General features: G+C 73.5%; 15 protein-coding genes. 7 read left to right on the forward strand and 8 right to left on the reverse strand.

The genetic code is table 11. The features are described from left to right. On the forward strand, nucleotides 1-704 hold a 704-nt coding region (locus tag AB0H81_RS21160; RefSeq protein WP_358376970.1), incomplete at its 5' end, for an ABC transporter ATP-binding protein. 137 nt (nucleotides 705-841) lie between these two features. On the opposite strand, the gene AB0H81_RS21165 is transcribed toward AB0H81_RS21160, so the two are convergent. Then, nucleotides 842-1507, reverse strand: a complete 666-nt coding sequence (locus AB0H81_RS21165) for a DJ-1/PfpI family protein (RefSeq protein ID WP_358376973.1) — start codon at nucleotides 1505-1507, stop codon at nucleotides 842-844. Between the two features lie 53 nt (nucleotides 1508-1560). Here AB0H81_RS21165 and AB0H81_RS21170 point away from each other — a divergent pair, with 53 nt between their 5' ends. From AB0H81_RS21170 to AB0H81_RS21185, 4 genes are all read left to right on the forward strand, one after another. Beyond that, nucleotides 1561-3096, forward strand: coding sequence for a GMC family oxidoreductase (locus AB0H81_RS21170; protein ID WP_358376976.1), 1536 nt, complete (start codon nucleotides 1561-1563; stop codon nucleotides 3094-3096). A 325-nt stretch (nucleotides 3097-3421) separates the two neighbouring features. Further along, nucleotides 3422-3961 carry a hypothetical protein gene (locus tag AB0H81_RS21175; protein WP_358376979.1) on the forward strand — a complete coding sequence of 180 codons (540 nt, stop codon included), beginning with the start codon at nucleotides 3422-3424 and terminating at the stop codon, nucleotides 3959-3961. 59 nt (nucleotides 3962-4020) lie between these two features. Then, complete coding sequence (locus tag AB0H81_RS21180; RefSeq protein WP_358376982.1) at nucleotides 4021-4614, forward strand: hypothetical protein; 594 nt, start codon at nucleotides 4021-4023, stop codon at nucleotides 4612-4614. 413 nt (nucleotides 4615-5027) lie between these two features. After that, entirely contained in the window at nucleotides 5028-5753 is a 726-nt protein-coding gene (locus tag AB0H81_RS21185; RefSeq protein ID WP_358376985.1) for a WYL domain-containing protein, read from the forward strand. A gap of 94 nt (nucleotides 5754-5847) precedes the next feature. Here AB0H81_RS21185 and AB0H81_RS21190 read toward each other — a convergent pair whose 3' ends face one another. From AB0H81_RS21190 to AB0H81_RS21200, 3 genes are all read right to left on the reverse strand, one after another. After that, nucleotides 5848-7110, reverse strand: coding sequence for an amidohydrolase family protein (locus AB0H81_RS21190; protein WP_358376988.1), 1263 nt, complete (start codon nucleotides 7108-7110; stop codon nucleotides 5848-5850). A gap of 170 nt (nucleotides 7111-7280) precedes the next feature. Further along, complete coding sequence (locus AB0H81_RS21195) at nucleotides 7281-10682, reverse strand: phosphodiester glycosidase family protein (RefSeq protein ID WP_358376991.1); 3402 nt, start codon at nucleotides 10680-10682, stop codon at nucleotides 7281-7283. A 115-nt stretch (nucleotides 10683-10797) separates the two neighbouring features. Further along, nucleotides 10798-12990 (reverse strand): hypothetical protein, encoded by a 2193-nt coding sequence (locus AB0H81_RS21200; protein WP_358376994.1) that lies wholly within the window; start codon nucleotides 12988-12990, stop codon nucleotides 10798-10800. Between the two features lie 488 nt (nucleotides 12991-13478). Between AB0H81_RS21200 and AB0H81_RS21205 the strand changes: the two genes are divergently transcribed. Further along, nucleotides 13479-14117, forward strand: a complete 639-nt coding sequence (locus AB0H81_RS21205) for a hypothetical protein (protein WP_358376997.1) — start codon at nucleotides 13479-13481, stop codon at nucleotides 14115-14117. Nucleotides 14118-14329: 212 nt separating this feature from the next. Next, complete coding sequence (locus tag AB0H81_RS21210) at nucleotides 14330-15052, forward strand: VIT1/CCC1 transporter family protein (RefSeq protein WP_358377000.1); 723 nt, start codon at nucleotides 14330-14332, stop codon at nucleotides 15050-15052. A 21-nt stretch (nucleotides 15053-15073) separates the two neighbouring features. On the opposite strand, the gene AB0H81_RS21215 is transcribed toward AB0H81_RS21210, so the two are convergent. From AB0H81_RS21215 to pgi, 4 genes are all read right to left on the reverse strand, one after another. Beyond that, a complete protein-coding gene (locus tag AB0H81_RS21215) occupies nucleotides 15074-15550 on the reverse strand; it encodes a hypothetical protein (RefSeq protein WP_358377002.1) in 477 nt (158 codons plus the stop codon). Nucleotides 15551-15774: 224 nt separating this feature from the next. Further along, nucleotides 15775-16128 (reverse strand): spore germination protein GerW family protein, encoded by a 354-nt coding sequence (locus AB0H81_RS21220; protein ID WP_358377005.1) that lies wholly within the window; start codon nucleotides 16126-16128, stop codon nucleotides 15775-15777. 4 nt (nucleotides 16129-16132) lie between these two features. Next, entirely contained in the window at nucleotides 16133-18247 is a 2115-nt protein-coding gene (locus AB0H81_RS21225) for an alpha-galactosidase (RefSeq protein ID WP_358377008.1), read from the reverse strand. A gap of 115 nt (nucleotides 18248-18362) precedes the next feature. Beyond that, nucleotides 18363-19994 carry a glucose-6-phosphate isomerase gene (gene pgi / locus AB0H81_RS21230; RefSeq protein WP_358377011.1) on the reverse strand — a complete coding sequence of 544 codons (1632 nt, stop codon included), beginning with the start codon at nucleotides 19992-19994 and terminating at the stop codon, nucleotides 18363-18365. Between the last annotated feature and the right edge of the window lie 107 nt (nucleotides 19995-20101).

Raw genomic sequence — 20101 nt, forward strand, 5'->3', positions numbered from 1 at the left:
GGCCACCGGCCACGCGCCGCCGCATACAGATGATCTTCCAGGATCCGGGCGCCTCGCTCGACCCGCGCCGCACGGTGGGCTGGACGCTCGCCGAGCCGCTGCGCGGGCGCCGGTCGCCCGACCAGGTGGCGCGGCGCGTGGACGAGCTGCTGGAGCTGGTCGGGCTCGGTCCCCGGACCCTGCACGCCCGGCCCGCCGAGCTCTCGGGCGGTCAGCGGCAGCGCGTGGCCATCGCCCGGGCGCTCGCCGTGGAGCCTGAGGTGCTGGTCGCGGACGAGGCCGTGGCCGCGCTGGACGCCTCCGTGGCGGGCGCGGTGCTCAACCTGCTGCTCGACCTGCGCGAACGGCTGGGCCTCGCGGTGCTGTTCATCTCCCACGACCTGGCCACGGTGAGCGGGCTGTGCGACCGGGTGGCCGTCATGTACCTGGGGTCGATCGTGGAGGAGGGACCGGTGCAGGAGGTGTTCGGGCGGCCCGGCCACCCGTACACGCGGGTGCTGCTGGACGCGGTGCCCTCCCGGGAGCGGCGGCGGGTGGCGGCGCCGGCGGGCGAGCCGCCGAGCCTGCTGCGCCTGCCCGCCGGCTGCCGGTTCCACCCGCGCTGCCCGGTGGCCGCCGGCCTCTGCGCGCAGGCCGCCCCGCCGGACACGGTGCGGGACGGGTCGCGGGTCCGCTGTCATCTCCCCTGGCCCACCGCCTCGTAGCGCGCGCCTGCGGGGCTCCAGCCACACCGATGGAGCCCGAGCTGGAAGGACGCGCGTTCATGCGCCGGAATCGCGGGGGCCCGGTCCTGGGCGCGGAGGCCCGGCCCCGGTTTTCGCGGGGGCCGGCCCTGGCGATCTCAGGTGGTCGTGGGGGTGAGCTCGGCCCAGGACGGGCCGTACGAGCGGCGCATGGCGTCCGTCATCAGCCGCACCACCTCGGCGGGGGCCTTGGCGACCGACCCGGCGTCGTGCGGCGGCTGAGGGTCGTACTCGATCCCCAACTGCACCGCCTGCGCATAGGCGGGGCCCTGCAGCCGGTCCACGACGTGCAGCGCCATGTCGATGCCGGAGGACACCCCGGCGGCCGTCATGATCCTTCCGTCCTCCACGACCCGTTCCGGCACGGGCTCGGCGCCGAAGCGGCGCAGGCTCTCCAGCTCGTACCAGTGCGTGGTGGCCCGCCGGCCCCGCAGGAGGCCGGCCGCGCCGAGCAGCAGCGAGCCGGTGCACACCGACGTCGTCCACCTGCTCGTCCCGTGCACCCGGCGCAGCCACGACAGGATCGCGTCGTCGCCGAGGAAGCCCTGGGTGGTGCTGCCCCCGGCAACCACGACGACGTCCGGCCGGTCCATGTCCTCCAGCGGCCCGGCCGCGAGCGCGAACCCCGGCTGGTCGGCCGCCGTCGTGCCCGGCGTCGCCGCGACGAACCGTACGCGGACGTCCGGCAGGCGGCTCAGCACCTCGAAGGGCCCGGTGGCGTCCAGTGCGGTGAACCCGTCGTAGACGAGGATGGCGACGTCCATGTCCGTCTGCCCCCTTCATTGATTTTATCGACCGTTCGATTAAACTCAGCTTCATGGTAAGCCTCGCGAGCCCCTATGACCAGCCCGTCCGCGCCGACGTCGCGGTGCTCGGAGGCGGGACCGCCGGCGCGGTCGTCGCCGGCCGGCTGGTCGCTTGCACTTCTCTGTCGGTCGTGGTCGTCGAGGCCGGGCCCGACTACGGCCCGGCGGGCTCGGGGCGGTGGCCCGGGGAACTGCTCGACAGCACGACGCTGCCCTCCACCCACGACTGGGGCTACCGGGGTCCGGGCGCGGCGCCCGGCCGTGAGCTGCCGTTCGAGCGGGCCCGGGTCGTCGGCGGCTGCTCCTCCCACAACGGCTGCTCCCAGACCGTCGGCCACGCCGACGACTACCGCGCGTGGGAACTGTCCTGGACGTCCGAGTCGCTGGCCGGGCTCGTGGAGCGCGCCGCGGCCCGGCTGCGCGTGCGGCGCGACGCGGACGAGGATCTCACGCCGTTCCAGGCGGCGGCCATGGAGGCGATGGTCCAGTCGGGGATCCCGCGCACCGACGACCTGGACGACCTGCTCGGCGGCGCGGGCTGCGGCCCGTCACCGGTGAACAACCCCGGCGGGATCCGGTGGAACACCGGGTTCGCCTATCTCGACCCGGTACGCGGTGAGCGGCGGCTGCAGGTGCTCGACCACGCGCTCGTCGACCGGCTGGAGTTCCGGAACTCGGCGGTGCGGCGGGCGCACGTGCGGCGCGGGGGGCGCGCGGTCGTCGTCGAGGCGGATCGGTTCGTGCTGTGCGGCGGCGCGTACGGCAGCCCGGAGATCCTGCTGCGCAGCGGCGTGGGACCGGCCGGCGAGCTGCGGGCGCTGGGCGTCGAGCCGCGCCTCGACCTGCCCGGGGTGGGGCGCAACCTGCACGACCATCCCCTGGCCGAGCTGCGGTTCGCCGCGGGCGAGGAGCTGAGGCGGCGGCTGGCGGCCTACGCGCGGGTGCGGCCCGTGCCCGACGAGCAGGTGATCGGCAAGGCGCTGTCGCGGGGCGGGCGCGCCCCGTACGACCTGCACCTGCTGCCGTGGACGGGCGCCTCGGAGGAAGGCGGATGGACCTGCGTGCTGCCCGCGGCGTGTCTCACGCCCCGCTCGCGCGGCACGCTCCGGCTGGTCTCCCCCGACCCGGAGGTACGGCCGGTCATCGACCACGCGTACCTGTCGGACCCGGACGGAGCCGACCTGGCGGCGCTGCGGGCCGGGGTGGAGCTGTGCCGGGCCATGGCCGCCTCCCCCGCGCTGGGCCCGCTGCTCGGGGAGCCTCTGGACGCGTTCAGCGCGACTCCGGCCGCGGACGACGAGACGCTGCGCCGTGTCGCCGCCCACTACTGGCACCCGGTGGGCACGTGCGCGATCGGCGCCGACCCCGCGGCCGGCGCGGTGGTGGACGGGCAGGGGCGGGTGCACGGCGCCGACAACCTGTGGGTCGCCGACGCCTCCGTCATGCCGGTGATCCCCCGGGCGACCACGAACCTGCCCGTGGTGGCGCTGGCGGAGCACCTCGTGGGCGAGCTGATCCACACCCTCGCCCCTGACCGCCGGCCTTGAGACGGAACCGGTGGCGCGCGGCCCTCGGCGGCGCGCCACCGGCGTTTTTCCCGCGTCCATATCCGGGCAGCCTCCCCGCGCATGGGAGGACCGGCCGATATGACGGAGACGATGGTTTCCGGAACTCTGCGTTGATCTTGTGCGTATAACTGCGCGTCGAGTACCGTCGCAGCGTGTAAACGGTTTCCGCCGATGTGAACCGATAATCGTCACGACGCCTCGGTGAAACCGTGCCGGCCGCCCGTCCGGGCGCGACCGGTGACCGCGTCATTTCCTCCGCCCGTCACGCTTTTCCGCCCTGCCCGAGAAAGAATCGGAGTGGATCGTGGCATTGTCAGACCCCCGCGCCGGGAGCGCGAAAAAGAAAGCTTCGCGACTGCTGGCCGTGACCCTCGCCGGGGTCCTCTGCGTGAGCGTCGGCGCCACCCCCGCGTCCGCGCACTGGAACGGGACCGGCCAGCTCATCGCCCGCATCGGCATCTACCCCTACAGCTACAACGACACCTGGCAGAAGCCGATGAACAAGGCGCTGGCCAACTGGAACGCCACGTCGTCCCCCGCCGACATCTACAAGAACCGGAACTCCGGCTCGACGATCACCGTGAAGTCGTATCGGGACACCTGGTACGGCAAGTACACCAGGTGCGGGGACAGCTGCCTCTACATCAAGCTGAACTCGCGCACCATCAATCGGGACGCCGGCAACTTCTCCAACTACGTGACCAGCATCTTCGTGCACGAGTTGGGACACGCGCTGAATCTGGCGCACAACAGCACCACGTCCATCATGAACCACGGCAGAAATCGCGACACGATGACCAAACCGCAGGCCCATGACGTCTCCGACGTCAACGCCTATTACTGAGCGGCCTCGACCGAGAACATTCACGAGGAGAACGGGAGTCGAAGCCGATGAAGGTCGCAATGCGAAGGCTCGGGGCGGCCGCCCTGGCCGTGCTGTTCCTGTCCGCGTGCTCGGCGGAGGAGAAGACGGTCGTCTACGCGGCCGATTATCCGGTGTACAACAGCGCCGACGCGCTGTTCACCGGGGCGAAGCTGGTGATCGAGGGCCGGCTGACCGGAGACAGACGCGTCATGGCCGTGGCCGAGCCGCCGGTCGACGAGACCGAGACCGATCCGCAGCTGAATCCGAACGCCGGCGCCACCCCTGACGCGGCGGCGGCCCCGCCCGCCGAGTCGCCCACCGTCATCACGGTCAGTTCCGTCGAGGTGCTGAGGGTGCGCAAGGGGCCGGCCCGGGTGGGCCAGATCATCCAGGTGAAGGAGCTCGGTGGCACGCTCGACGGCGTGACCTACGAGCAGGCGGACGTGACACCGTTGAAGTCGGGCGTCACCTACATGATGTTCCTGGAGACCTATCCCGACTCGCCGGCCTCGCTGCTCAACCCGGAGCAGGCCAAGTACGTCGTCACCTCGGCGGGCACCTACTCGGCGATGCCGGACAACCCCGTCAAGCTCGACGGCGCCGACGTCCAGCGGCTGTCCGTCACGGAGTGAGACCGTCACCGCCGGTCCCGTGGCGGCAGGCGGCGCGCGCACCGGGACGACACCCCGGCATGCCGCCACGGTCCGGCGCCTGATGATCGATGCCTCAGCCGGCTGGGGCGGAAGTACGTCCGCCTGAACGACGACGCCCGCGATCGGGCCGCCTCGGGGGCCGGTGGATGATGTCCGGGTGACACATCAGGCAAACGGCAGCCGGCGCATGCCCGTCGAGCTCATCGCGCTGACTCGTCCTGGCCGGCCTCGCCGTGATGACGATCAGCGCGGGACGAGCAGCCGGGCAGGCCTCGGACGTCGGCGCCGCCGGACGCCCCCCGCACACGACACCCACGAGCTGACCCCGGCCGCCACGGCCGGCCGAGCCGGTGGGCGGCCTCATCTGGACGCCGCCTAGTCTGAACACCGCCATGAACCGTACCGAACGCCTCTACGCCCTGGTCGAGGAGCTGCGCGCCGCCGCGCCCCGGCCGCGCACGGTGGGCTGGCTGGCTAGCCGGTACGGCGTGTCGCGTCGCACCGTGCAGCGGGACCTGCAGGCGCTGATGGAGACCGGCGTGCCGGTGCGCATGGAGGCGGGGCGGACGGGCGGCTGGTTCATCGACCGCGAGACCGCCCTGCCGCCGATCAACCTCACGGCGGCCGAGGCGCTCGCGGTGGCCGCCGCGCTGGCCGGTGCCGAGCAGAGCACGCCGTTCTCGGCCGCGGGCCCGGCCGCGATGCGCAAGCTGGCCGCCGCGCTGGGCGAGTCCGCCGCCGAGGAGGTGCGCGCCCTGACCGACCGCATCCACGTGCTGCCCGCCCGCACCGCCCCCGGCGTCCTGCCGGTCATCGAGCAGGCGGTGGCCCGGCAGCGCGTCGTGTGGATCCGGTACGCCGACTCCGCGGAGCGGGAGAGCGAGCGCGAGGTCGAGCCGGGCGGCCTGCTGACCGCCTCCGGCTCGTGGTACCTCATCGGCTGGTGCCGCAGCCGCCGGGCCGGGCGCGGCTTCCGCCTCGACCGCGTTCTCGCCGCCGAACTGCGCGACGAGCCTTGCCCGGCCCGCGAGATGCCGGCCCTGGACCACGACCTGGCCCAGCGCGTCCGCCGCGCCGACACCCTGCGCTCCCTCAGCCGGGAGCGCGGCACGAAGTGAGAGGCGCGGGCCGGCGCCGGCGATCCCGGACGACGTGCTCGGGCGGGGAGGTGAGGCGGGAGCGTGCGGGGCCGGCCGGTCAGGGGCGGGCAGGTCAGGGGCGGGGGGCGGTCAGGGCATAGACGCGGCGGGCGTTCCCGGCGCCCACCATGGCCGCGACCCGCGCCGCCTGGGCGGGCGACCACTCCCCCTCGTTCACGAACCCGCCCAGCACCCGCGCCAGCGCGCGCCGCCACAGCGTCGCGCCGAGATGGTGCAGCTCGGCCGGCCCCCACGCGTCGGAGGAGAACAGCAGCTTGGCGAACGGCGCCACCTCCAGGCTCTCCGCCACCAGGGCGGCGGCGCGGGCGCCGGTGTAGGTGACGCCGAGGCCTACGTCGAAGTGGACGGCCGGGTAGGCGTGGGCGAGGTGCCCGGCGCCGCGGACGTACGGATAGCAGTGGAGCAACATGATCGGCACCCCGGTCGGCTCGGCGAGTTCGATGAGCCCGCGCAGCAGGAGCGGGTCCGCGCGGCGCAGGTCCACGTCGGGGTCGCCGAAGCCGGTGTGGAACTGGAGCGGGAGTCCCCGGTCGAGGCCGGTCCAGATGAGGTGCCGCAGCAGGACGGGGTCCGTGACCCGCCACCCGGCCGTGCCCGGGCCCGCGTCCTTCACCAGGCCGAGCCGTCTCTCCGGCACGCTCCCGGATCCCCCGTACGGTCCCGCGCCGGGCCCGCCGTCCGGCTCCCCGGCGGCGTGGTCCGCGGCCGCCTCGCCCTCCGCCAGCCAGCGGCCGGCCGCCTCCGCGACCTCGGCCGCCGAGGGCCGTGAGGGGTCGAAGCCGAGGCCGTGGCGGTAGGCCGCGACGGTCTTCAGGCCGCGCGCCGTACGGGTGCGTTCCCACAGCGCCTCGGCGAAGCGCCGCGCGAACGCGCCCGCCGCGCAGCCGGAGGCCGCCACCTGCTCGGCGACCTGCTCCAGCCGCACCACCTCGTCCACGGGAACGCCGGTGACCTCGGCCATCCCGCCGGGACCCAGGATCTCCTCCCCCCGGTGGCCGGTCTCCAGCAGGTAGTGACCGACGCCGGTGGCGCCGAGGAGCCGCCGGTTGACCTCGCCGGCGCCCAGCCGGGCCCGGCGCGCCAGGTACTCCTCGGGCGAGGCGTGCGGGTCGAGCCCCAGTTCGGGGGCGCAGTGCCGGAGGATGGCGTGCCCGAGCTGGGAGTCGAACGTGGTCATCCAGGCCGGCACCGGGCGGTCCGACTCGGTGATCAGCTCCTCGAACGCGCGGCGGGACAGGTCGTGCGCGGTGGCGCCGTGGACGTGGTGGTCCACCAGGGGCAGGTCGTCGATGAGCTCGGTGAGGTCGACGGCCATCGGCGTTCCTCCCCTGGGTTCCGGCATCCGTCGGATGCCGCCGTACCCGCCCGCCGTCCCCCCATGCGGGCCGCCGCATGGACGAGGGCACCCGCCCGTGTCCGAGCGGGCGCCCTCAAGGCGTCACGTCCGAGGCGTCACGACGCCCGGACGTGTCAGGTGCCGGGACGTCAGGCGGCGGCCTTCGCCGTGATCGCGACCGTGGCCTGGCGGGTGACCCCGCTGACCGTGACCGCGACCGTCACCTGTCCGGCGCGCCGCGCCGTCAGCGTGCCCGTCTCCGGGTCGAGCACCGCCACGTGCCACGGCTTGGCCGTACGGGCCGGGCCGACGTGCAGGTTGGGCGAGCCCGACCAGGCGGCCGACACCGGGTACGCCGCCGGAACCGTCCGCGTCCCCTGCTTGACCTCGGCCGCGACCCGGCCGGTGGCACCGGCGGCGAGCGTCGCGGGGGCTGTGAGCGTGAGCTCGTCCACGTGCGGCCGCACCTGCGTGCCGATCCAGGCCGGGGCGTCCACGAACCAGTTGCGCCGGACCTGCTCGGCCTCCTTCGCCGTCACCGGGTCCACGCCCCACAGCGACCACCCGGTGAACCCGCCGTCGTCCGCGGCCGTGGCGGGGTTCTTGCCGGAGTTGCCGTTGATGAAGTACGGCACCGCGTCCACCCGCGAGGCGTGGAAGGTGCCGACGTGCGCGCCGATGTAGGCGGCGCCCTTGCCGGTGGTCCGCTGGAAGCCGGCGAGCCACTGCTCGACCAGCGCGGCCTCCTTGCGGTCGCCGAGCTGGCTGCCCTTGCCGGGCGTGGGGTCGCGCGGCGGCACGTGGAACAGCACCGCGACCGAGCCGACCGAGGCGTCGCGGGCCGCCGCGTCGAGCTGCTCGCGCAGCAGCGCGACCTGCTCGAAGCCGCCGCCGCGCAGGTTCAGGCGCGAGGTGTCGAGCGTGACGAAACGGGTGCCCTTGTGGTCGAACGTCTTGTACGTGTCGCCGAAGACGGCCTTGAAGTTGTCGATCTTGCCGCCCATCACCTCGTGGTTGCCGGGCACGTAGTGGTACGGCAGGGCGCCGCCCAGCTCCTCGTCGAGGATCCGCCTGGCCAGCGCGAAGTCCTCCGGCGACGCCTCGTCCACGAGGTCGCCGTTGATGAGCAGGAAGTCCGGCTTGGCGGCCTTGATCTCACGCAGCGTGCGGCGGGCGTTGCGGACGATGTCGCTGTCGGGGTCGCGGGCGACGAACTGGGCGTCCGACATGACCGCGAACCGCCACGGCATCGCGGCCACGTCCGGCCTGACCACCGGGTCGGCGACCTTGGCGGCGGCCGGGGCGGACACCGACGGCGGCACCTTGGCGACGAGCCCGTCGATGACGATCTCGTTGGCGTACTTCTGGTCGGCGCGCGTCTCGGCCACGTAGAAGCGCCGCAGCTTCAGCGGGTAGTTGACGCCCGCCGGCACGGCGAACTCGACGTACTTCCAGCCGGTCCACGTCATGTACGGCCCGCGCAGGATCTGCGACTGGCCGAGCGCGTCGTAGAACTCCAGGCTGGGCCACTCGCCCTTGCCGGTGGAGTTGATCCACATCCCGAACGCCTGCGGCTGCCCCGGCACGACGATCTGCTGGGGCGGGCTGGCGTACGCGGCGCGGGTGGCGGTGGACTGGGTGAAGTCGTAGGCCAGCTTGAGGCCGCCCCCGCTCTGGCCGGTCGTGGCCGACAGGGAGCCTGTGGCGCGGGCTGCGGCGAACGTCCAGGACGCGGCGTCGTCGAAGCCCGCGACCGGCTTGTCCTCGAAGCCGACGGTGACGGGCACGGCGGCGCTGATCGAGCCGACCTTGGCGGTGATGAGGCCGGAGCCGGTCTCCTTCTTCGCCTTGACCGTGAAGTACCCCTGGTCGGTGGGTGCCACCTCGAACAGGTCCTTGTCGTACGACAGGGTCAGGTCGGCGGGCTCGACGGGCGCCGAGTTGCCGTTGCGGTCGTAGCCGACGACGCCGAACGTGGCGCTGCCCGCGGCGCCGGGCAGGCCGACGCGGTCGGTGGTGAGGCCGAGCCGCTGCAGCGGCTGCAGGACGGTGAGCTCCAGCGTGCCCTTGGCGGCGCCGCGGGAGGCGGTGACGGTGGCCTGGCCGGGCACGAGCGCGTGGAACTTCCCGTCGCGGACGACGCCGTGGACGGCCGGCTCGGAGCGCCAGGCCGGCGTGCCGGCGGCGGGGCCGTACGTCTCGTCGTAGCCGGCCGCGGTCAGCCGCCGGGTGAGGCCGGGGAAGACGCGGTCGGGCCGGCCGCCCGCGACCGGGCCGGCGCCGGGCACGCGGGACGGGTCGCCGGCGGTCTCCAGCCAGAAGCCCTTCAGCTTGCCGCTGCCCTCCGGGGCGAACAGCGCGAGGCCGTTGGGGACGTGCCGCTCGCCGCCGTCGGACGGGCTGTTCTCGACCTGGACGTCGGCCTGGCCGGGCTCGCGGGCGAGCATCGTCGAGGAGCCGCCGCCGTCGAGGTTGAGGGCGTTGGCGGCGCCCAGCTCGGCCATCATCGCGGCCAGCTCGTTGAGGGTGACGCCGCGGCTGTCGGCCTGGCGGCCGTCCACGGTCAGCAGGTACATCGTCCGGCCGTCGGCGGAGAAGCCGACCGCGGTGCGCGGGTGCGCGGCCTGGTCGGACGAGTTCTGCACGACGCCGTCCTTGACGAGCACGTAGTTGCCGCCGAGCGCGGCCTTGAGCGTGCTGCCGTCGGACGCCTTGGGCCGGTAGGCGACGTCGATCTTGTCGCCGGCCTTGAGCGCGGCCAGCGCGGCGGCGCCGGCGTCGCGGCCGAGCAGGACGGTCGTGCCCGCCGGGACGGGTCCGGTGCCGGCCGCCTGCCGTACCTCGGTGACGACGCCGTCCTTGAGGACGACCTCGGTGACGGCGGAGGCGCCCTCGACGGCGCGGGCCCGCGTGTAGGAGCCCCACAGCGGCGTGAACAGGCCGACGCCGTCCTTCTGGATCACCTGGTTGAACTGGGTGAGCGGGATCGGCGTGCCACCGGATGGGGTGGCGGTGCCCTCGAAGTACGCCTTGAGGACCCGGCCGACGCCGTCTCCGGTGATCGCGACGGCGTTCTCGTGGCCGGCGACGGGCGACTGGATCAGGGTGCCGTTCTGGACGCCGACGCCCTGGGCGGCGCCGGAGGCGTTGATGTCGAAGAAGTCGCCGTTGACGGCCACGACGGCTCGGGCGCGCTTGGCGGGGCCGGACAGCGGCTCGGTCCTGGTGACCTCGCCGGAGAAGACGTAGTCGGCCTTGGCGCCGCCGAGGTCGGCGGTGACGGCGTCGCCGCGCAGCCAGCCGAGCGCGTCGTAGCGGTCGAAGGAGGTGAGCGAGACGCCGGGGGCGACGGGGCGGGTCCGCTTGTCGGTCTCCAGCCGCTGCGTGGCGGTGGCGGCGGCCGTGGCGTCGGCGAGGAGCGTGGAGGCCGGAGGGTAGGACGACGCTTGGAGCGCGTCCTCGGCGGGGGGCTGGGGATCGGCCTGCGCCGGGAGCGCGACTCCTAACAGGAGCACGGACGCGGCGGCGGCCACGTAACGGAGGGTCTGCACGACCGAACTCAATCGCTCGTGGCTATAACTTTCAAGTCTTGGCGATGAACTAAAAGAAAACTTCAAGAGCTGGCGGGCGCTGACGCCCCCAGCCGGCTGGGCCGTCCGCGCGGGGTCAGGCGGGGGTGTGGGCCGCGCCGTGGGGTTCGAGCGTGCCGGGCTGGGCGTCGGGCTCGGGCTCGGGCATCGGGGAGCGCAGCCCCGCGTACAGCACCAGAGGCACGGCCAGCGACACCGCCATCGACAGCACCGCCGTGCCCGAGTCGTTGACCAGCATGCCGACCACGCCGCTGACCAGCGCGCCCACCAGGCCGGCCCGCAGCATCGGGGCCCGGGCGAACGCCTGCGGCACCAGGCCCGCGCTCACCTTGGCCGGCCGCAGCAGCGCGAACACGAGGAACGCCAGTCCGACGATCACGATCGGCATGAGGTTGGGCGAGAGCATGGTGCTGAGCATCGCCCCGAGCTTGCGGCCGATCATGGGCAGGAACGTCCCGTCGATCACCTGGCCGACGAACCGGCCGAGGTGCGTCTGCGACGCGACGGGCCGCGTGTGGTCCAGCACCGCGATGATCGTCACCGCCACACCGCCCAGGACGCAGAACCCGGCGAGCTTCATCAGCGACACCCGCCGTCCCGCCACCAGCATCGCCGTCACCGCGATCCCGGGCACGAAGGCGATCACGCCGCCGAAGTCACTGCCCACGCCCGGCCATCCGGCCAGCAGCATGGCGATCAGGCCGAGCGTGGAGACCAGCGCCACCGCGACCGTCCGGCGCCCGATCCGTACGAGGTGGTCGGCGGCGAGGGCGGTCACCATGAGCACGGCGGTGGCGAGCAGCGCGAACGGGATGTTGGCCAGCCCGTAGTAGCGGCCGCCCACGACGGCGGTGTAGCCCATGAGGCTGTTGAACTGCAGGGTCGTGCCGCTCAGCAGGTCGCCGACCAGGGTGGCGGCGGTGACGCCGGCGACCACGGCGGGCGGGCCGAGCGGATGGCGCCGCCACGGGCCCGCGAGGGCCGTCAGGACGATCAGGGCGGCCAGCCCGAGCACCCCGCCGACCAGGGCCGCGACCGGCACACCGGCGCGCACCCACGGCAGCAGGTTCACGAGGTACGTGGAGACGGGGATCGAGGCGACCCCCAGGGCGGCGACGCCCACGGCGTAGGGCCGCCTGCGGCGCGAGAGCAGGAGGTAGGCGATGACGTAGAACGACACCTGCAGGATGGCGAACCCGGTGAAGAACAGTCCGGTCGTGGAGCGCACCGTGGTGCCGGTCAGGTCGGACTCGCGCAGGTGGGCGGCGGCCTCGTCGAGCGGCAGGACGGCGCCCGGGTGCCAGGGCACGCCCACGACGGTGGGCGGCGCCCCGATGCCGGCGGCGGCCAGCACGGTGGGGGCGATGTCGGGCAGGATGACGATGTCGTCGCGCCGGGTCGAGGTGGTGCCGAGCATCGCCCCCGGCTTCGCCTGAGCGCCCTTCCACATGGCCACCCGCAGGTGCGGCACGGTGCCGTGGTCGCCGACACCGGCCAGCACCACGTCACTGCCCGCGGGGACCTTGGCCAGCGCCTCGCCGACCTTCGCGTCGGCGGCGCGCGCCGCCTCCTCGCGCCGCGCGGGCGCCAGCGCCTCGGGCTCGGCGGGCAACCCGCCGCCGGAGAGGTACGGGGTGATCAGCTCGTCCACGTCGACGGCCGTGACGCGGCAGCGTGTCCAGTCGGCCAGCACGGCGGGCTCGGACGCGTACACGTCCACCTTGCCCTCCAGGTCGGCCAGGGCGAGCGCCGCTCCCGGGCCGACCGCGGCCGTGCACTGCCCGGCGGCGTGGACGGCCTGGCCGAGCGTGCCCGCGTACGTGCCGTCGCGCAGGCCGCGCAGGTCCTGGAAGCCGGGCACGACCGCGCCGGTGCCGCGCGTCTCGGGCTCGGGCGGCAGGCCGCAGCCGTGGCCGACCGCGGAGCGGACGCCGGAGGAGACCGTCAGCCAGCCGTCGTAGGGGCAGGCGACGGTGCCGACCGTCTTGACCGAGACCGATCCGAGCGCGCTCTCGCCCGCGAGCCGCCACAGGTGGGGGGTGCGGGCCGGGTCGAGGTCGTTCCAGTGCAGGCCGGGCACGCCGATGAAGACGACCCGCCCGTCGGCGGCCTGGCGCGTCGTCCGGGTCGTGGCCGTGGCCTGGGTCGTGGTCCGAGCCGCGTCCACAGCCTGGGCCGCGTCCATGGCATGCGCCGCGGCGGGCTGTGCCAGCCACAGCGTCGTCGCGGCCGCGAGCAGCAGCGCCCACCTCACCGTCGGTGCCCCCATCCGGATGATGTGCTCCGCGCGGCTGTGACAACCCCGGCCGCCGCCCGGCGCTCGAGTCGGGAAGTGTCGGAAACCTAGCACGTGCCCGTCCCCGGGCGCTCTCCTTTTCGATCACGTGTGATCATGCCGTTGACCGCGGATCCGCATGGTGGCGGGGGTTTCCTCGCGCCCCCGCGCCTGTGCCGGACGTCTCGCCGAGAGAGGTCTCCGAGCAGCTACGTACCCGGCGATCCGGGCTCGAACCGGCGGGAACGGACCACCGACCTCAAGGGGCCAGTCATCCGATGTCTGCCGCCCATGTTCGCGCCGCCGGCATCATTGCGAGCCAGGAGCCGGGATACCTCCCATCACTGGCGCTCGCGCGGTCGACGGCGCAGACTGGAATCACGGCGATCCGTCGAGTTGGAGCACCCGTGGACAATCACCTTGATCACATGCCGGTCCTGTCCCGAGGGAGACATCGCAACCCGAAGCGCGGTGCCTGCTTCATGGAGCTGGCGTCCTATCTCGCCGGCGAGCGCTGGAGCGATCACCCGGCCTGCACGCACCCGCTGCTGGCCGCGCTCGCGCGCCTGGTCAACGACAACACGAGCGACGACAACCGGGGCGAGCTCATCGAACTGGTCCCGTCCATCATCGGCCTGGCCAGCGACGACCTGCGCGTCGACGCCCAGATCTCCCTCAGGTGCGCGACGACGGCGCTGCCGGTGGCCGCCGCCGAGCGGCAGCTCGCCCTGGCGGTCTCGGTGCTGGCGGCCGAGGAGATCCTGTGCCGGCTCGACGGGGTCCCGTCGGGGCGGGTGAGCGAACGCAGCGCATGGGCCATGGCGCAGGTGCCGCGCGCGGCGGAGCAGGCCAGGAAGTTCAGCCGGGCGGCGCGGATCACGGAGAAGGGTTTCCGCCGCTACGCCGCGCCCAACGCGGTGCAGCTGTCGGTGGTGGGGATCGTGCAGGCGTGCATCTCCGACCCGGACACGCTGCTGCGGGAGCTGCTGACCGAGGCGATCGCCGACTGCTCGGCGCTCATCCACGGCCCCGCCCTGCCCGCGCCCCGGCCCGCGGCCGAGCCCGCCACGGGAGGAGACGCGGAGGACCGGGCGCGGCCGGTCCTGCGTACCGGCCTCTAGGGTCCGAAGGCCCGATCCACCACGGCGCGGGCGCCCACGGCCGAGCGGCCGACGGCGCCCGCGCTCATGTCGCCGGACGCACCGGCCCTCACGCGGTCGTCCTCGCCCGCTTCCCCGGTAACGCCGCAGGTCAGGCAAGCCTCCCCTTCGTTGCGGCCCTTCCGGATCTATGCCTAAATTTCACGTAGAAATAGGCATTTGGAGGCTTTGTCATGACCGTCGAGCTCGCCCAGCCGTACTCCCCCGAGCAGCACCACACCCACCGGGACGTGACCGGCGGATGGCTGCGGCCGGCGGTGTTCGGAGCCATGGACGGACTCGTCTCGAACTTCGCACTGATCGCCGGCGTGGTGGGTGCCGCGGGAGCGGGCCGCGGGGCGGTGCTGGCCGGGTTCGCCGGGCTGGTCGCGGGCGCGTGCTCGATGGCCGCCGGCGAGTACACCTCGGTCAAGTCGCAGACCGAGCTGATGCGCGCCGAGATCGCCGTGGAGCGCCGCGAGCTCGACCGCAACCCGGAGGGCGAGCAGGCCGAGCTGGCCGCCCTCTACCGGGCCCGCGGCCTGGACGCCGAACTGGCCCGCCAGGTCGCGGCCGGGCTGTCGGCGGACCCGGAGCAGGCGCTGCGCGTCCACGTGCGCGAGGAACTGGGTGTGGACCCCGACGACCTGCCCTCGCCGCGGCTGGCCGCCGCCTCGTCGTTCGGCGCGTTCGCCGCGGGCGCGCTGGTGCCGCTGGCGCCCTTCCTGTTCGGGGCGTCGGGGCTGGCGGTGGCGGTGGTGCTGAGCGTGCTGGCGCTGTTCGGGTTCGGCGCGGTGGTGGCCCGCATGACGGCCCGCCCGTGGTGGCTGGGCGGCCTGCGCCAGCTCGCCCTGGGCGTCGGCGCCGCGGCCGTGACCTTCGGCCTCGGCCACCTGCTGGGCGTCACGGTCGCCTAGCGGCCCGCTCGGACGCCGGGGTCAGCCGCAGTTGGCGAAGCGCCCGCGCTTGGCCGAGGCGATCCCGTAGTCCCTGCGGGTGTCGGTGGTGATGCCCTCGAAGTCGACGCACTGCTTCTTGCCGTACCCGATGGCGGCCGCGAAGTACTTGTACTTCTTCGCGGTGAGGGTGCCGGGGTCGCGGTAGGCGCCGCCGCCCTGCAGCTTGAGGATCGCCTGGGTGTAGGTGGGGGTGCCGGCGTAGGCCGTCTTGATCACCGTGACGCAGTTGGTCAGGTGGCTGTGGTTCCACATCAGGTAGACGTAGCCCCAGACGGAGCTGCCGTTCTTCAGCGTCCGCCTGTTGTCGTTGACGTGGGTCCAGCCGCCGTACCCGGACTGCTTGGCGCAGGCGGCTTCCGGGGTGTAGGCCGCGGCCAGGACGGGGGCGGGGTTGATGACGATCGTCCCGGCACTCAGCAGTGCAGCCAGGCCGAGAGCCTTCGCCGTCTTGCGCATTCGTTCCAACCCTTTCGAGACCGGCCGTGACAGCGGCCGTTACAGCGAGTCGGCATGATCGCCGACTCGCGGCCATGCTCTCACGAAGGGGATGAAGGACATGCCTCTTTCGCCACACCTGTCCCCTATGCCACCTCCGCGAAAGAGTGGCGGGGCCGCTTCCTCACACCGGACAAGGCCCGCTCCTCCCGCACGCCTTCCGCCGCGTACGGGAGGAGAGCCGTCTAGCGGCGGCGGCGCTTGTTGAGGATGGACCGGAGCGCGAGCACGAGCACGACGAAGGCGATCTGGCCGCCCACCACGATGCGGGTGACGTCCACGGCGGGCTGCCAGCGCACGTCGTCGTTCTTGATCACGTACACGCCCGCGGGCCAGGCGGCGTAGCCGTAACCGCCGCCGCTGCCCGTTCCGCTCTCCTCCCCCTCCGCTCCCTCGCGCCTGCCCTCGCCGCCGCCTCCGCCTCCGGCGACGCGGGCGACCGGGACGACGGTGACATCGCCCTGGCGCACGGGCTCACCGAAGACGCGCCTCACGATCGCGGCGTCCCCGGACTTCTCGATGAGCTGTCTGATGTCCATCCCGTCATGATCCGCCCTGCACGCGGCGGAGCACCACCATCTCGCTGCGGTGGTCGAGCCCGAACGGCGACCACGAGGGCAGGGCCAGCCCGTGGTGCATGAGCGCCGCCCCGTGCCGGCGCACCCCCGCCTCGTCCTCGTAGACGGCCTCGGGGTCGAGCCCCGCCAGCCGCAGCCGCCGGGGCAGCCGCTCGTCCAGCCGGTACGGGTTGTAGGCGAGCACCACGACCCGGTCGCCCAGCGTGTACTGCACGGCCGAGGCGGTGGCGCCCGGCGAGCCGTCCAGGCGGCGCAGCTCGCCGTGCTGCACCACGGGCCGCACCGCCTTGTACGCGGCGACCAGCTCCCGCGCCTCGGCCAGCTCCTCCTCGCTCCAGCGGGTCAGGTCGCCGCCGATGCCGAGCGTGCCCGCCATGGCCACGTGGAAGCGGTAGCGCAGCGGCATCTCCCGGCCGGTGATCGGGTTGGGGCTGTCGGTCACCCAGCACGACATGGCGCTCGCCGGGTACAGGTAGGAGAAGCCCTCCTGGATGACCTGGCGGTCGCGGGCGTCGGTGTTGTCGGAGGTCCACACCTGGTCGGTGCGCCGCAGGATGCCGAGGTCGGCCCGGCCGCCGCCCCCGGAGCACGACTCGATCCGCAGGGCGGGGTGGCGGGCGCGCAGCTCGTCCATGATCGCGTACACGCCGCGGGTGTGCTCGATCCACAGCAGGTCGCCGCCCTCCGCCCAGCCGGCCTGGCTGAAGCTGCGGTTCATGTCCCACTTGAGGTAGGCCAGGCCGTACTCGGTGACGAGCCCGTCCAGCCAGGCGAGCGCCCAGGCGCGCACGTCCTCGCGGGCGAAGTTGAGGACGAGCTGGTTGCGCATGGTGTCGCGGCGGCGGCCCGGGTAGTGCAGCGTCCAGTCGGGGTGCTCTCGGTAGAGGTCGCTGTCGGGGTTGACCATCTCGGGCTCCACCCAGAGCCCGGCCTGCATGCCCAGATCGCGGACGCCGTCGAACAGCTTGCCGAGCCCCTGCGGGAAGCGGTCGGGGTTGGGCCACCAGTCGCCGAGGCCGCGCCTGTCGTCGGTGCGCGTGCCGAACCAGCCGTCGTCCACGACGAACAGCTCGACGCCCAGCTCGGCGGCCCGGCGGGCGAGGGCGAGCTGGCCGTCCTCGGTGACGTTGAAGCCGGTGGCCTCCCACGAGTTGTACAGGACGGGCCGCTGCTCGGCCGGGGTGGGCAGGACGTGCCCGCGCGCGTAGGCGTGCCAGGCGAGGCTGGCGGCGCCGTACCCACCGGTGGTGTGCAGGCCGAGGACGGACGGCGTGCGCAGGGACGCGCCCGGCGCGAGGGGCCAGGTGAGGCCCTCGTGGCCGAACCCGGCGGTGACGGCCACGTCGCCCTCGGGGCGGCGCTGCGCGGTGAGCCGCCACGAGCCGCTCCAGGCCAGCGCGACGCTCCACACCTCGCCGGAGGTCTCGGTGGCGTCGCCGATCATGATCCAGGGGTTGGCCTTGTGCGAGGTCGTGCCGGTCCTGCTGGTGAACGTGGTCTCGCCGACCGGCAGCTCGCCCCGGTGCAGCCGGGTCTCGCGGCCCCAGGCGCCGGCCACGCCGGTGTAGCGGTCGCCGGCCTGCTCGGGCAGCGCCCACGCCCCCGAGTCGAGCCGCCGGAGGTGGACGGGCTCGCCGGAGTCGTTGGTCACCTCGGTCCAGCGCTCGATCACGTCGGTGTCGTCGTGGACGCGCACGTGGAGGCCGACGCGCAGGCCGTAGACCTGGTCGCGCAGCACCAGCTCCAGCTCGCCGGGGCCGTGCTCGACGGCCTGGTCGAAGGACAGCTCGACGGAACGGACGCCACCCGGGTAGACGGCCTGCAGCGACGGCACGCCCCAGCGGCGCCCGCCTTCGACGGGCAGCAGTTCGGCGACGTCCGACGGGTCGTCGAAACCGGTGACGAACCAGGCCGTGGCGTCGCCGGCGACCTCCTCCAGGGCGGCGCCGGGCAGCCTCGGCCCCCAGTAGTGCTGGACGACGCGGGTGTCGTCGCCGCTCTCGACGCCGAAGACGTACGTGGTGGCAGGGGTGAGAGCGGCCCAGGTGTGGTGACGGCCGGGAACCGGGATGACTGGCATGGCAGAGATCCTCCGGTCCCCCGGCACGCCACGTCAATCGGGCGGCCGGGGCTCACCCGGGGGGCCGGTCACCCGCCACGTCGATCGCGCCGCCGGGGGCTCAGCGGAAGGCCGGTCAGGCGCGCCGGCCGCGCAGCTCGCGGTAGCGGCGGACGAGCTGCGCCGTGGACGGGTCGGGCAGGTCGCTCGGCGGCTCCTCGCCGGTGAGGGCGGGCGCGAGGTCGAGCGCCATCTTCTTGCCCAGCTCGACGCCCCACTGGTCGAAGGAGTCGACCCCCCAGATCGTGCCCTCGACGAACACGATGTGCTCGTACAGGGCGACGAGCTGCCCCAGCGTGGACGGGGTGAGCTTGGGCGCGAGGATGGTGGAGCTGGGCCGGTTGCCGGGCATCACCTTGTGCGGCGCGATGTGCGCCGGCGTGCCCTCGGCGGCGATCTCCTCGGCGGTCTTGCCGAACGCCAGCGCGGAGGTCTGCGCGAACAGGTTGGCCGACAGCAGGTCGTGCATGCCCTCGCGGTCCTCGAACGGCTCGGCGAAGCCGATGAAGTCGGCCGGCACGAGCCGCGTGCCCTGGTGGAGGAGCTGATAGAAGGCGTGCTGGCCGTTGGTGCCGGGCTCGCCCCAGAAGATCTCGCCGGTGCCGGTGGTGACCGGCTCGCCGTCGGCGCGCACCGACTTGCCGTTGGACTCCATGGTCAGCTGCTGGAGGTAGGCGGGGAAGCGGTGCAGGCGCTGGCTGTAGGGCAGGACGGCGTGGGTCTCGGCGCCGAAGAAGTCGGTGTACCACACCCCGAGCAGGCCGAGCAGGACCGGCATGTTGGCGTGCAGCGGGGCGGTGCGGAAGTGCTCGTCGATCGTGTGGAAGCCGGCCAGCATCTCGCGGAACCGCTCCGGCCCGACGGCGATCATGAGGGAGAGGCCGATGGCGCCGTCGTAGGAGTAGCGGCCGCCGACCCAGTCCCAGAAGCCGAACATGTTGTCGGTGTCGATGCCGAACTCGGCGACCTTGGCGGCGTTGGTGGAGACGGCCACGAAGTGCTTGGCCACGGCCTCCTCGCCGAGCGCGCCGACCAGCCACTGGCGGGCCACCTTGGCGTTGGTGAGGGTCTCCAGCGTGGTGAACGTCTTGGAGCTGACCACGACCAGCGTGGTGGCCGGGTCGAGGCCGGCCAGGTTGCCGGTGATGTCGGCCGGGTCGATGTTGGAGACGAACCGGGCCTCGATGCCGGCGTCGGCGTAGTCGCGCAGCGCCTCGTAGGCCATGGCGGGGCCGAGGTCGGAGCCGCCGATGCCGATGTTGACGACCGTCTCGATGGGCCGCCCGGTGGCGCCCTTCCACTCCTTGGACCTGACCCGGCCGGCGAAGGCGCTCATCTTGTCGAGCACCGCGTGGACGTCGCGGGTCACGTCCTGGCCGTCGACGGTCAGGTCGGTGCCGGGCGGCACGCGCAGCGCCGTGTGGAGGACGGCGCGGTCCTCGCTGACGTTGATGTGCTCGCCGGAGAACATGGCGTCGATCCGCTCGCGCAGCCCGGCCCGCTCGGCCAGCGCCACGAGCAGGTCCACGGTCTCGCCGGTGGCGCGGTGCTTGGCGTAGTCGAGGAACAGGTCGCCTGCGGTCAGCGTCATCCGCTCCGCACGCCCCGGATCCTCCGCGAACAGCTCGCGCAGGTGCCTGCCGGCCAGCTCCTCGTGGTGCTTGCCCAGCGCCGCCCACTCCTGGCTGCGGGTGATGTCGCCGCTCACGTCTCCTCCTGCGTCATCGTTCAAGGGTGCCGTCAATCCGATCACACGGTTCACATGGTTCCGTAACCCCGTACCCAGGGGGACGAATTCCGCGCACGGCGCAGGCC

It is taken from the genome of Nonomuraea sp. NPDC050691 (assembly GCF_040654455.1).
Taxonomy (GTDB): Bacteria; Actinomycetota; Actinomycetes; order Streptosporangiales; family Streptosporangiaceae; genus Nonomuraea.